General features: G+C 39.5%; 14 protein-coding genes, 1 other RNA gene and 1 pseudogene. 3 read left to right on the forward strand and 13 right to left on the reverse strand.

Going from position 1 to position 12,708, the window contains the following annotated elements; translation table 11 throughout:
* Positions 1-49: 49 nt before the first annotated feature.
* Positions 50-193: a hypothetical protein gene (locus JW886_RS06425; protein WP_205871607.1), complete on the forward strand. Its 144-nt coding sequence runs from the start codon at positions 50-52 to the stop codon at positions 191-193.
* Between the two features lie 57 nt (positions 194-250).
* On the opposite strand, the gene JW886_RS06430 is transcribed toward JW886_RS06425, so the two are convergent.
* Positions 251-724, reverse strand: coding sequence for a glutathione peroxidase (locus JW886_RS06430; RefSeq protein WP_075525752.1), 474 nt, complete (start codon positions 722-724; stop codon positions 251-253).
* Positions 725-878: 154 nt separating this feature from the next.
* On the opposite strand from JW886_RS06430, the gene JW886_RS06435 reads away from it, so the two are divergent.
* Positions 879-1,517, forward strand: a complete 639-nt coding sequence (locus tag JW886_RS06435) for a glycoside hydrolase family 73 protein (protein ID WP_205871608.1) — start codon at positions 879-881, stop codon at positions 1,515-1,517.
* A gap of 30 nt (positions 1,518-1,547) precedes the next feature.
* Here JW886_RS06435 and JW886_RS06440 read toward each other — a convergent pair.
* From JW886_RS06440 to JW886_RS06455, 4 genes and pseudogenes are all read right to left on the reverse strand, one after another.
* A pseudogene (locus JW886_RS06440) lies at positions 1,548-2,814 on the reverse strand (MFS transporter).
* 85 nt (positions 2,815-2,899) lie between these two features.
* Positions 2,900-5,572, reverse strand: coding sequence for a cation-translocating P-type ATPase (locus JW886_RS06445; protein ID WP_205871609.1), 2,673 nt, complete (start codon positions 5,570-5,572; stop codon positions 2,900-2,902).
* A 273-nt stretch (positions 5,573-5,845) separates the two neighbouring features.
* Positions 5,846-6,571 carry an epoxyqueuosine reductase QueH gene (locus JW886_RS06450; RefSeq protein WP_205871610.1) on the reverse strand — a complete coding sequence of 242 codons (726 nt, stop codon included), beginning with the start codon at positions 6,569-6,571 and terminating at the stop codon, positions 5,846-5,848.
* 56 nt (positions 6,572-6,627) lie between these two features.
* Positions 6,628-6,816 carry a hypothetical protein gene (locus JW886_RS06455; RefSeq protein WP_075525757.1) on the reverse strand — a complete coding sequence of 63 codons (189 nt, stop codon included), beginning with the start codon at positions 6,814-6,816 and terminating at the stop codon, positions 6,628-6,630.
* Positions 6,817-7,056: 240 nt separating this feature from the next.
* Between JW886_RS06455 and JW886_RS06460 the strand changes: the two genes are divergently transcribed.
* On the forward strand, positions 7,057-7,212 hold the full coding sequence (locus JW886_RS06460) for a hypothetical protein (protein WP_196756723.1): 156 nt from the start codon (positions 7,057-7,059) through the stop codon (positions 7,210-7,212).
* Between the two features lie 125 nt (positions 7,213-7,337).
* On the opposite strand, the gene JW886_RS06465 is transcribed toward JW886_RS06460, so the two are convergent.
* The 8 genes from JW886_RS06465 to JW886_RS06500 all read right to left on the reverse strand — a co-directional run bounded on the left by JW886_RS06465 (position 7,338) and on the right by JW886_RS06500 (position 12,641).
* Positions 7,338-7,529: a hypothetical protein gene (locus JW886_RS06465; protein ID WP_075525758.1), complete on the reverse strand. Its 192-nt coding sequence runs from the start codon at positions 7,527-7,529 to the stop codon at positions 7,338-7,340.
* A gap of 79 nt (positions 7,530-7,608) precedes the next feature.
* The gene (locus JW886_RS06470) at positions 7,609-8,673 is read right to left on the reverse strand and encodes a DUF475 domain-containing protein (protein ID WP_205272327.1); all 1,065 of its coding nucleotides are present in this window, start codon (positions 8,671-8,673) and stop codon (positions 7,609-7,611) included.
* Between the two features lie 528 nt (positions 8,674-9,201).
* Positions 9,202-9,560, reverse strand: a transfer-messenger RNA (tmRNA) gene (gene ssrA, locus JW886_RS06475).
* Between the two features lie 159 nt (positions 9,561-9,719).
* On the reverse strand, positions 9,720-10,055 hold the full coding sequence (locus JW886_RS06480; RefSeq protein WP_075525560.1) for a putative DNA-binding protein: 336 nt from the start codon (positions 10,053-10,055) through the stop codon (positions 9,720-9,722).
* Positions 10,056-10,131: 76 nt separating this feature from the next.
* Entirely contained in the window at positions 10,132-10,365 is a 234-nt protein-coding gene (locus tag JW886_RS06485) for a metal-sensitive transcriptional regulator (protein ID WP_241003802.1), read from the reverse strand.
* Between the two features lie 7 nt (positions 10,366-10,372).
* Entirely contained in the window at positions 10,373-12,037 is a 1,665-nt protein-coding gene (locus tag JW886_RS06490) for an FAD-dependent oxidoreductase (protein WP_205871612.1), read from the reverse strand.
* On the reverse strand, positions 12,037-12,348 hold the full coding sequence (locus JW886_RS06495) for a rhodanese-like domain-containing protein (protein WP_205871613.1): 312 nt from the start codon (positions 12,346-12,348) through the stop codon (positions 12,037-12,039). Before JW886_RS06495 ends, JW886_RS06490 begins: the two co-directional genes overlap by 1 nt.
* Positions 12,348-12,641: a rhodanese-like domain-containing protein gene (locus JW886_RS06500; RefSeq protein WP_075525556.1), complete on the reverse strand. Its 294-nt coding sequence runs from the start codon at positions 12,639-12,641 to the stop codon at positions 12,348-12,350. The genes JW886_RS06495 and JW886_RS06500 overlap by 1 nt, the downstream gene beginning before the upstream one ends.
* Positions 12,642-12,708: the final 67 nt, after the last annotated feature.

Raw genomic sequence — 12,708 nt, forward strand, 5'->3', positions numbered from 1 at the left:
CTTTTTGTACCCAATTCAACAAAAAACATCTGCCAGAAACCTAGCAGATGTGTCCCAAAATAATCATTTTCATTACTTACCAAAACGTCTGGGTTCTTCAATCACTGACACAGAAGAACTGACAGCTTTGTCAGTAACTTATAGAATTTTTTTCTTGATGCACAACCTTGCTAGCCTCTCTGGACTAGATTAAAAGTTTTATTTTTATTAGTTTAGCAAAATATCACAGACATTACAAGCGCTAGCTTTTTCAAAGTAGTTTTTGTAGATCTGCTTCCATCTCTTTTGGCTCCGTCGCAGGGGCAAAGCGACTGACTACTTGCCCTTGACGGTCAATCACAAATTTTGTGAAATTCCATTTAATCGTACTTCCTACCGTACCTTTGGCTTCTTTTTTCAAAAACTGATAGAGCGGATGCGCCTCTTTACCATTCACTTTTATTTTTTGAAACATGGTAAAAGTCACCCCATAATTGCGTTGGCAAAATTCATTGATGGAGTCATTATCTCCTGCATCTTGATTAGCAAATTGATTGCAGGGAAAGCCCAAAATTTCTAAGCCTTGAGCATGATATTTTTTATAAAGCTCTTCCAATCCTTCAAATTGTGGCGTTAAACCACATGTACTTGCGGTGTTCACAACAATGACGACTTTTCCTTGATAATCAGACATTGCTACTTTCTCACCATTCATTTTAATGGCTTCAAAATCATAAAAATTCATTTTTTCCTCCAGAATCATTCTTTTCGGGTGAAAGACTGCTGATCAGTCACACTGTTCATTGATAAGTATACCGTTTTCACCTTTTTTTTGCTAGCGTGTCGATTCTAATTTTCGTATTTTACCCAACTTTTCTATTTTATGATAAACTAGCCTTATGAAAAATAAATCTCGGCGTAGAGGTAAGCCTTCTCGGGTCTCCGCTTTAAGCAAAATCATTCTCATCCTTGCACTTAGCTGGTTGGCGCTGACTTATGGAAAAAGTATTACTGACAGGACCGTCAGTGACTCCAAAAGCGCTGCAGAAGTTAAGCAAATGGTTCAATATAATTTTATTCGTGATATCGCACCCCTCGCTCAAAAAAACCAACAAGAATATAATATCCTCGCATCAGTTACGATTGCTCAAGCTTGCCTAGAATCTAATTTTGGCCAAAGTACTTTGGCAAGTAAATACCATAATCTCTTTGGTGTCAAAGCGTCTGGTGATGTCCCAACAGTAACTCTAGATACCCAAGAATATGAAAATGACCAATGGGTGACCATCCAAGGGCAATTTCGAGTTTATGAAAGTTACCAAGCAGCTGTGGAAGCCCACAGCAAACTTTTTGTAGAAGGGACAACTTGGAACCCTAATCAGTATGCCAGTGTCCTTACGGCCTCTGATTACACCAGCGCCGCTAAAGCGATCCAAACCTCCGGTTACGCCACAGACCCTACATATGCAGATAAATTAATCGAAATGATTGAAACTTATCAGCTTGAAAATTATGATAAAGTTAATCCTTCTGCCTAAAAAATCACTGACAAGCCCGTCAGTGATTTTTTATTCTTCTCTTTGCAGTATCTTTTGCAAATTTTTATCATAGTTACGAACCTGTGGAATAATCCAAAGGAGCAGGCCAGCAAGGATACCTCCAAGCCCTGCAATCACTAGCATATTTTGAACACCTAACCATCCTGCTAGCGGTGCCGCAAATACGAGCCCAATCGGACCTGCTAATCCCATTAATGCGGATGTCAAGCCCAATCACCCTTCCTAAATATTGTGGCTCAAAAGATTGCTGCGTCATTGCCAAATTCATTGAGTTAAAGAAAGGCGTAACCAATCCCGCCAAAACATTTAAGAGTAAAAATAACCAAAAGCTCGTCATCCGACCAGGTAAAAGTCCTGATGAGCCAACACTCACCCCAACAACAAGATAAGCCGCTATGATCCAAGGCATCCGATTTTTAACCTGACCAAAAAATCCCACGAAGAAACCTCCTAAAAGCATTGCTCCTGCATAAACGACTTCAACCCAACCCGCATGCACAATCGTTCCACCAAAATATTTGGTAGTCACTAAAGGATAGAGGCTGATTCCCGGCATAAATAACAGCATAAATAAGGTGCCAATTAGTGTAATTCTCCATATTCCCTGATTAGCATGTAATTTTTTAAAGCCATCTTTTGTATCTTTCAACAAATGTATTTTCTCACCCAGAGAAGGGACTTCAGGGATAGTGACTAAAAGTAGCATTCCAGTACCCAGGACAAAACCAATTACATCTAGTAAAATGACCCAGTGAATAGGGAAAGCTGCAACTAACCATGCACCAAGAGCAGGCGAAATCAAGTAAACCAAGGACTGCATCATCCCAAATTGACCATTCACACGGGTAATTTCTTCTTCTGGAACCATGGTTGGAATAATAGATTGTACGGTTGGCATCTGAGCAGTCTGTGCAATAGCACGTATTCCTATTGTTACAAAGACCAATCCCAAAGGATAAACCTCATGAGAAATCCCATAGATAAATAATCCTAAAGCCACTAAAGCTGCAATGGCATCATAAGAAATCAATAATATTTTCTTGTTCAAACGATCAATAAAAGGACCGACAAAAGGTGAAAGAATGACCATTGGCACCATACCAATCAAGGTAGCCACCGCTAAAACAGACTCTTTGCCTGACTCTAGGGTCAAATACCAGATAATTGCATATTGCACTACCATCGATGACACACCTGTCAGCAACTGACCCACTAAAAAGAGATAAAAGTTTTTACGCCACTTTTTCTCAACGCCAGGTAAAACATTTTTCTTCATTGGTCCCCTCTTTTTTTATAAAGCGTTATCATTTTATACTTTTGAAAAGAGCGTGAACCCCTCCTTTCACACTCTTTTACATCCTTTATTTGGGATAATTTTTATCAAAGACCACCTTCGCACGACGATGTTCGATAGCAGCATTAATTGCTTTGAAAACTTCCATTAAGATCACTGCTCCCACTGCTAATCCAGCTGCAATTATCCATTGACTCCATCCAAAATTAGCCGGAATAGAGAAGATTCCACGTAAGAAAGGTAAAGTAGTCAAACTGTATAAAGCTAAACAGAAGGCTACAGCACCAAGGACATACTTGTTACTGAAGAATCCAAGTCGGAGGATATTTTGTGAATTTGATCGCGCAGCAAAAGTTTGCAATGTACGTGCCAAAATCAAAGTAGTAAAAGCCATCGCTACTCCCATCTCTGCCGAAATTTGTTGGCCAACATATTGTGAGATGATAGCGGCAACCCCAATTAAAGTACCTCTGACTAGGATAATACGCAGGAGCCCATTAGCAAAAATTCCTTCATCCAAGCGCCGAGGTGCTTTAGCCATCACATCTGGTTCCTCTTTTTCCATTCCTAAAGCAATAGCAGGAACAGAATCATTTACTAAGTTGATAAAGAGTAATTGAAGCGCAGTAAATGGATTAACCCAACCCACAACCAAAGCAAATACAATTGCGATAATCGCCCCTAAGTTTCCAGAAAAAAGATAGCTGATTGATTTTTTAATATTATCGTAAACCGTGCGTCCAATTGAGACAGCTGATACAATAGAGACAAAATTATCATCTGTCAAAATCATACTTGCTGCATCTTTTGCTACATCTGTACCACTTCCCATAGCAATCCCAATATTCGCTTGTTTCAGTGCTGGAGCATCATTTACCCCATCACCCGTCATGGCAGTGACTTGCTGCTCATTTTGCCAAGCACGTACAATTCGGATTTTATTCTCTGGAGAGACACGAGCATAAACAGAAATATTCTTCAAATCCTCACGCAGCTGATCATCTGACATTGCATCTAACTCTTGTCCTGTGACCGCACGATCGCCCTCATCCATCAGACCAATATCTTGCGCAATCGCTTGAGCCGTAGTCTTATGGTCTCCCGTGATCATAATCGTACGAATACCAGCTTTTTTAGCTTCTGAGATTGAATCATAAACAGCTTCACGCGGCGGATCAATCATAGCTGTAAGCCCAATTAAAATTAAATCATTTTCATCTTCTAAGGTCAGCTCCTCAACATGGTGGTCAGCTGGTTTATAAGCATAGGCAAGCACACGTAAGGCTTTCTTACTGAAGTTTTCATTTTGTTCTTGAAATTGTTTGCGAAGCTCATTTGTAAATGGTTGGACCTCGCCATCTAAAAGAACCTGAGTACAACGTGTAAAGAGAACATCTGGTCCTCCTTTTACAAAAATGGTCTTTGTTCCTTCAAAATCATTTAAGGTACTCATCAACTTGCGCTCAGAGTCAAATGGGAACTCAGCGAGACGAGGAGCAGCCTCCCGTACTTTTTGATAAGGTTGACCCATTTTATCGCTATAAGCAATCAATGCTACTTCCGTTGGGTCGCCTAGCGACTGTCCTTCTTGTGAGAAAGACGAGTCATTACAGAGGACCATCGCATTAAGCAATAACTTTTCATCTTCCTCTTGCAAATTATCCAGTGATGTAGTTCCCTTACTTGGTAGATAAGTTTCTACAACAGTCATTTTATTTTGTGTTAATGTCCCCGTTTTATCCGTACAAATAACAGAGGTGGAGCCTAATGTTTCAACGGCTGGAAGATTTCTCATAATCGCATGTTGTTTTGCCATTTTGTTCGTTCCTACCGAAAGAACAATTGTCACCACCGAGGAGAGAGCTTCTGGAATGGCAGCCACGGCTACGGCTACGGCAAACATAAACGAGTCTAAGATTGCTTTTTGCATGTCTACGACTTGATCAGAAGTAAACAGCCGCAGAATTTGCACCGCAAATATCAGTAAGCATAAACCAAGGATTGCCCAACCAAGCTGTTTACCAAACTTCTCCAATTTTTGTTGGAGTGGAGTTTGTTTAGCTTCTGCAGTTTCAAGCATTTGTGCAATTTTCCCGATTTCTGTCTGTTTTCCGATATGCGTAACTACAAAGTCAGCACGACCATAGACCACTAAGCTAGAACTAAAGACCATATTAATACGATCACCAAGGCCCGCCTCTCCATCAATCGGATCTGAAGCTTTCTCTACGGGTTCAGATTCACCTGTGAGCATCCCTTCTTCCACACGCAAATTTTGTACATCTAAAAGCCTACCATCTGCTGGAATAAAGTCACCTGCCTCAAGTGAAACGATATCGCCTACAACTAATTCACGCGCTGCGATGGAAACTTTTTCCCCATTACGTAACACTTTAGCTGAAGGTGCTGACATTTGTCTCAGAGCGTCTAATGAACTTTCTGCACGCTTTGTTTGAATCACTGCTACTGCTGAATTTATCATCAATACAATGAAAATAACAATTGATTCAATAAATTCGCCCAGAAATAACTGCACGAAGGCTACCAATAGCAAAATAATCACCATTGGGTCCTTTAGTGTTTCAATGAAAAGTTGCCAAGTAGAAGCGCTCTTTTTTGCTTCTAATTCATTAAAGCCATCTTTAGCTTGGCGCGTTTCCACTTCTTCTTGTTCTAACCCATTTAACTGGCTAGAAGTTGCTTTGAGGACTTCTTCTGTAGATTGATTGTAATACTGCACGAATGTTCTCCTTTTCTCTAAGTGACTTCTGGCTGAGTTTTTTAATAAATGAAGGTCTCATTAAAATTTTAATAATACATCCTTTTATAAAAAAAGACCTTTGCCAGAAATCAAAACTGGCAAAGGTCTTGCTAAACATACATATGTATGTCAACAAAGCCGGTGAGCGAACCCACGAATTGACGACTTTGTTTCGGTTGAACCGACGCTACTCCCCTTTGGAATACTTAACTTATCTTCATTTTATTAAAAAAGGAAGCGTTTGTCAAGGTTTCACTCCTTTTTTATCCGCAAGAATTGAATAGCCGCTCTATTTTGTGCCTTCAAATCTATCCCTTGCTGTTTTGCCGCAAAGACACAACCACAATAACATTGACGGTATATTTCATAGTCTCTACACATTTCCAAAGAGCGCTGGTAGCCTTTATTCTTTTTAAAATCACTTGGTAGATAACTTACTTTATAAATTTTTTGAATATCCAAACCGATTTCATTAATTAACTGACTATTTTTCTTAGGAGATAGCGTTAAGGCGCTCCCAAAATAATCAAACCCTAGCTGTACTGCTTTTTCGGCTACAAGATCAAGGCGCATCTGAAAACAAGCACTACATCGATTTCCGCCTTCTGGTTCTTCTTGTAGATGTTTTTCTGCCACCATTTTGAGGAAAACTTGAGGTTCATATGCTCCAGCAATAAAGCCTACCTGTGCACCTGTACGTGCATTGAATTCCGTAATAAATTCTTCTTGGACTTTCATCCTCCGCTCGTATTCGCTTGAAGGATGAATATTAGAATTTGCAAAGTAAATTGTTACGTCTGCAGATTTTGTAAGATACTCAAGTGAGTAGGTACTACAAGGCGCGCAACAGCTATGTAGTAAGATTCTGGGACGGATATTGTCTTCTTCCCATGATGCTCTTACTTTTTGAAAAACCCTATCATAATTGATTTTTTGATTCGGATTCATTTTTTCAATAATTTCTAAACTGTTTATCATAATAAATACATAATTTCCAAAGTAATCGTTCGCTAAAGTTCTTTACTATTCGAGTATCATCGGGTGACGTTGCGCAAAGCTTTAATAATCAAACCCGTCAAACCACAAGTTAAAGCTCCAACGATTCCCACTGCGCCTATAAACGTAAAGGATTCATCATAGTTTAACTTTCCATAAAAATAAAGGCCGGTGCTCAAGGTTGCCAAAACAAGCCATGTTTTGCTCACAACTACTTTTTCCCTCATCGGTCTATACTCCTTTTTTATTTTAAATTATACCATGAGTAAGCCTAATTGAGTACAAATAAATGTATGTTTGTATGTTAAAAAAAACGCTCGTTCGGTTTTTATAGACTTTACTCAACCTAGAATTTTTAGGATGCTTTTTTTGACCTCCTGATTTCTTTATGCTACAATTAATAGTGGAATTTCGTTATAAGCGTTATAGTTCCCTTTCGTCAATATTTAGAGAAAGGAGAATGCATTATGACATTCACTAACAAAAATAAATTTTTCCAATACACCGTAACACTTGATACATCTAACAATATCTTTATGGCTGCCCTGGCCACAGATCGACATGTATACGCTGCGGGTAACACTATTGAAGAAGCTGTTAACAACTTGGAAGCATTAGTTTAAGGAGTAAAAAAATGGGCGAATACCCCTCTCAGTGAACGCATCTACTTAACTCGTAAAGTAGATGCTTTTTTAATACCCAAAATCTAAAAATATATTAAAAAAGTCCTCGAGAGGACCTTACTAAATTATTCTTCTGGGAGTGCCTTATCAAGCGCATGAGCAGCTTCTCCAAGGAACTCTTCTGCTTTACTTGTTGTTTTATCAAAGGTTTCTTGAATACCGTCTTGATGATCAACGGTAACATTTTTCAATTCTTCCTTTTTGATGTTTTTGTCTGGTTCTGGTTTTTCTAGTGAACCGAAGATTTTCTCTGGCATAATTCGACCTCCTTCGTCTTATTAAGACTATTGTATTATATAAACCACACCAGAGCAAGCGTTTACTTTCTTATTTTTACTACCGTCTACTCTTTCTATTGTAAAACAGACTGGAAATCAAAGAGCACCCTATTATGATTGCGCCTAAAACTCCAGTGATAATTTCTGGTATTTCTATAGCAATAGAAAGCAGCAAAAGAATTGCTAAAATAAGAATTGCCCAATGTGCTCCGTGTTCCAGATAAATTAGTTCATTAAGTGTTCCTTTTTCTACAAGAAAAATTGTTAAAGAACGGACAAACATTGCACCTATAAATCCTAGACCTAGCATAATGATTATTGGATCTGGTGTTATGGCAAAAGCGCCGATTGCTCCATCGAAAGAAAAAGATGCATCAATCATTTCTAAATACAAAAAGAGACCAAATGCAGCCTTACCCGTCAATAAAACAGGGGGAGTAGATTGTTTCGAATTTGAATTTTCTAGTTCTTCTTCCACTTCTGCTAGAGTACCATGTTGAGCCATAAGATGACCCAGGCCTTGGACTGCTAAGTATAAGACTATTCCTATTAGCCCAGAAAATAAAACGAGAAAAGAATCTTTTGCAACGAAGTGGCTAAGGATAAGTAAGAGGATGAGTGAACATAAGGAAGTTGCTGCAGGGAAGCGCCCTATTTTTCTTAGTATTTTTTCTGGAAATCCTAGCCAATGTACGACTTGAAAATCAAAGAAAAAGTCTAAAGCCAGCATTAAAAGGAACATCCCACCAAAAGCTGCAATCATGGGGTGAGCATGATTGAGGATATAGGCATAAGTCCCAGGCTGACTTGGATCTCCTTTAGCCATTGCAAGCATTAGTGCATCGATTGGATTGAGGTGTGCTGAGATGGAGACCACGAGCAGGGGAAAGAGAAATCTCATACCTAAAACGGCGATAAGCATCCCAACAGTCAAAAAGACTTCCCGCCACTTGTAACTCATCCGCTCTAAAATTCGGGCATTAACGATTGCATTATCAAAAGATAGGGAGATCTCCATTACTCCAAGTATGGCTGCTAATACCAGCGCTGTCATCCCTCCATAAATATAGGCTATGATTAATGCAAGGATACTAACAAAAATCGCCCCCCTAAAATGTTTCAATATACTATCTCCTCTTCATTAACAATGGTCATAATGAAAGACGACCTTCGTCGTCTACTTTTAGATAAAATGATCTTTTTTCAAGTGTTTACAGCACTCGTAAAAAACTCTTTCTAATAATTATAGCAAAATTTAACAAAAAGTTGTTAGCTTCTTGAGAGAGTCCAAAATTGAGATTTCTTTATTTGAATGCAAAAAACACCTCACGAGAGTGAGATGCTTAGGAGTAAACTTTATGAAAAATTTATTGGAATAAAGATATTATACGACCACTCCCTTAAATGAAGCCAAAACGAGTAAACAAAGTACAAACTAAAATTTGGGGTTAATAAATTCAAATGTCCACGCATCTTCACTGCTTGAGGGATGTATTTTATATAAAAAGTCCTTCAAAAATACTGAAGGACAAGTTAGGTTAAAACTAATTAAATATTAGAGTATGACTTATTTTATCGTGCTTTCCTTAAATCAATCAAAAATCGCTCTATTGAGCGATTGATTTGTTTATAAGTTTCTCTATAAACTAAATAGTGGAGGCGGCGGGAGTCGAACCCGCGTCCAAACACCTTGCTACATCAACGTCTACAACCATAGGACTTTCTCAAAGTTAACAAAATGCTAAAGCCAGTCTCAAACAGCAACATTTTGCGAGGCTTTTAATCTCTTTTACTGTGTCAAGCCACCACAGCAACGTATCTGACTAAAGGTTTAGGCCATCAAGCACACATCAGCGATGCGAAATCCGGCACGCATGGTGCTGTTTAGGCTGCCATTGCGTAAGTTTGTGTATTATTTTTAGCAGTTATATTTATCTGCGGATGATTATCCTGATCCCTCAGCAGTTGCAGTTCATGCGCGACAGTGCCTGTCGAATCCGTAACGCCCCCAAATAAGGCGTACTTTCACTGACCAAATCATCAGTGAAATACTAGAACCTGAGTTCTTATTATAGCATATTTCAGAACTTCTGTCAGCCTTTTTTCACGTCAAAATTAGAACCACACGTTACTGACAGCGTGGTCAGTAACTGCAGTCCTCAGCTTGCCTTAGAATTCTTCCTCATCAATTTGCTGAATTTCTTGCAGCTTGCGGACTAAATAGTCGTCAGAAGCATAGTCTTTCATAAGACTTTCAAGTAGCTGATTTCGAACCACATAGTTACTGAACAAATGAAGTTTTTCTTCATAACTTTCGAGTACTTTTTCTGTCCGTTTGATATTATCATAAACAGCTTGACGGCTTACATCAAACTCTTCTGCAATTTCAGCTAAACTATAATCGTCAGCATAATAAAGTTCAATGTAATTCATTTGCTTGTCCGTCAAGAGCGTCGCATAGAATTCAAAAAGAGTGTTCATTCGGTTCGTTTTTTCAATCTGCATAAGCTTCATTATATCATATTAAGAAAGAGATTTTCGCTTATAAAAAGCTACTGGCCGGCTGGTCAGTAACTTTTTACTATTTTTTCACAATCATTTTGATGGCTTCATCTATTTTCTCTTCGCGTTGCCCCTCCTCCTCTGAAAGGAGACAGGTTTTCAAATTTTCTGCTACAATGAGCCCAATCAAGCTGTCTAAACTTGAGCGAACTGCGGTGAGCTGTGTTACCACGGCTGCACAATCTTTTTCTGCTTCCATCATTCTTAAAATGCCTTGCACTTGCCCATCTGCTCGTTTGAGACGATTGATCATTTTTGTATTATAATGTACCACTTTTATCCTCCAAAAGTTCATTTGTGACTGCACTGTACAAAGCATAGGCTCCATCGAGATTTTGTACAGAGAAACCGTGTTGTTTAAGAATACGCTCGGCATGATAGGCACGTAAGCCAGATTGGCAACTGACAATGTAGGATTCTTTCTTATCAAGCTCCCCCAATCGTTCCCGCAACTCATTTAAGGGGATGTTTAAGGCGTTTTTAAAGGCCCCCTTTTGTAACTCCTCTGGTTGGCGGACATCTAGTAAAATTTTGCCACTGGCAAGTTCATGAGCTAACTCGTGCCATTGAACATTATCGGATAAACCAAGCGCAATATTACTAGCTGCATAGCCTGTCATATTTACTAGATCCTTTGCCGAGCCAAAAGGTGGGGCATAGCTCAGCTCGAGTTCTGGGAGATCAAAAATAGTCATGCCCGCTTTAATCACAGTTGATAAGACATCAATACGCTTATCTACACCTTTTTCACCCACTGCCTGAGCACCATAAATTTGACCGGTCTTTGGTTCAAAAATAAGCTTTAATAAAATAGATGTTGCACCTGGATAGTAAGTGGCATGGTCATTCCCGCTTAAGTGAACGACTTTATAGGGGAGGCCAAGAGCTTGGACGTTCCGTTCGCTCATCCCCGTGCTCGCTGCCGTGCGTTCAAAGGTTCTGACTATTGCTGTTCCGATACTTCCTCTATTTTTAACAGGCAAACCAGAAAGTATATCCGCAACTTGACGGCCCTGACGGTTTGCCGGACTCGCTAAGGAAATCAAAGCAGGTTGACCACTGATTTGTTCCTTAACCACAATTGCATCACCGACAGCATAAATATCCGCTAAAGAAGTTTCATAGTGCTCATCCACTAAAATTCCCCCTTTTAAGCCCAACTCAATTCCAGCCGAAGCCGCCAAATCAGTCTCTGGCTGTACCCCTACTGACAAAACCACAAGATCGGCTGACAGAACCTCTTGGTTATCCAAGACAAGTTGATTGGCTTGAATGGCTATTGCTGAGCGTTGCGTCAGTACTTTTACCTGTTGCTTTTCAAGCTCATTTTGTAGAGGTATAGCCATTTCTTGATCTAACGTGGGTAAAACATGCGCAACTTTTTCAACAATTGTAACTGATAAACCGCGCTTCTTCAAATTTTCTGCCATTTCAAGACCAATGAAACCCGCACCAATGACGACAGCAGAGCTTGGTTGCTTCTCCTTCAAAAAAGTCATGATTTGATCCACATCAGGAATATTTCTCAAAGAAAAAGCATTTGTAGCTTCTGACAGGCCTGTCAGTGAAGGTAAAAGAGGTTTTGCACCTGGGGAGAGGATTAAAGCATCATAACTTTCTTGATATTCTTGATTCTTCGCACGGACCCTTACTGTTTTATTCGTAGCATCAATAGCCACCACTTCCGAATTTTCGCGGATATCAAGATTAAAGCGCTGACGCAATGACGCACTAGTTTGGACAATTAATTGTTCGCGCCCCTCAATCTCACCCGAAAGATAATATGGTAAGCCACAATTCGCAAAGGAAACATGCGGGCCTTTTTCAAAAACAATAATTTCAGCTTCCTCTTGCAGCCGCCTTAATCGCGTGGCAGCCGACATCCCACCAGCCACTCCTCCAACAATCAAATATTTTTTAGCCATTATTTTACCACCCTTCCCTTATAGGTATTCATACCGCCCTCTACATCAAGCACTATCATTCCTTTTTTCTCTAATGTCTTATAAGCTTGTTTCGAACGTTTCCCCGATTGACAAAGGACGTATACTGGTGTATCGTTTGCTAAAGAAAGTTGATTTAACTCCTTTAAAGGAACATTACGCACGCCTTTAAGATGGCCAGCTTCATATTCAGATCGCTCACGCACATCACCCACAACTGGACGTCCTTTATTTAATTTTTGAAGTAAAACAGGCATAGTGATAGTTTTTCTTTGTCTAAAAATATGAAACATCACTCCTCCTTAACTAAGCAGCCATCCCACGCTTGTGTACCGCCTAGAACATTTGTGGTTGGAATTCCTTTGGTGGCTAAAAAATCCACCGCCCGTTGTGAACGTGCCCCTGAGCGACAAATAATATATGTTTCAGGTGCGACTTCTGAATAGCGCAGTTCAAGCTCGCTTAAAGGGATATTTTTAGCAGTAGGGATATGGCCCTCGTTGTATTCAAAGCTTTCACGCACGTCGACCACGGGGACATCATTCACCATAGCTTTTACCAATGCTTCAGTACTTATATTTTCCATTTCTTCTCCTTAATCTTGCTTTTATTATATACCCCGCAGGGTATTTTGTCAACGAAAAGAACTTTTC

The sequence above is a fragment of the Lactococcus taiwanensis genome (assembly GCF_017068355.1).
GTDB classification, from domain to species: Bacteria; Bacillota; Bacilli; order Lactobacillales; family Streptococcaceae; genus Lactococcus; species Lactococcus taiwanensis.

Coding starts and splice junctions, on each gene's coding strand:
- JW886_RS06450 (WP_205871610.1), bottom strand. CDS start 6,571: ATGATAAACAGTTTAGAAATTATTGAAAAAATGAATCCGAATCAAAAA.
- JW886_RS06485 (WP_241003802.1), bottom strand. CDS start 10,365: ATGATCAATCGTCTCAAACGAGCAGATGGGCAAGTGCAAGGCATTTTA.
- JW886_RS06430 (WP_075525752.1), bottom strand. CDS start 724: ATGAATTTTTATGATTTTGAAGCCATTAAAATGAATGGTGAGAAAGTA.
- JW886_RS06480 (WP_075525560.1), bottom strand. CDS start 10,055: ATGCAGATTGAAAAAACGAACCGAATGAACACTCTTTTTGAATTCTAT.
- JW886_RS06435 (WP_205871608.1), top strand. CDS start 879: ATGAAAAATAAATCTCGGCGTAGAGGTAAGCCTTCTCGGGTCTCCGCT.
- JW886_RS06465 (WP_075525758.1), bottom strand. CDS start 7,529: ATGCCAGAGAAAATCTTCGGTTCACTAGAAAAACCAGAACCAGACAAA.
- JW886_RS06455 (WP_075525757.1), bottom strand. CDS start 6,816: ATGAGGGAAAAAGTAGTTGTGAGCAAAACATGGCTTGTTTTGGCAACC.
- JW886_RS06495 (WP_205871613.1), bottom strand. CDS start 12,348: ATGTTTCATATTTTTAGACAAAGAAAAACTATCACTATGCCTGTTTTA.
- JW886_RS06490 (WP_205871612.1), bottom strand. CDS start 12,037: ATGGCTAAAAAATATTTGATTGTTGGAGGAGTGGCTGGTGGGATGTCG.
- JW886_RS06500 (WP_075525556.1), bottom strand. CDS start 12,641: ATGGAAAATATAAGTACTGAAGCATTGGTAAAAGCTATGGTGAATGAT.
- JW886_RS06460 (WP_196756723.1), top strand. CDS start 7,057: ATGACATTCACTAACAAAAATAAATTTTTCCAATACACCGTAACACTT.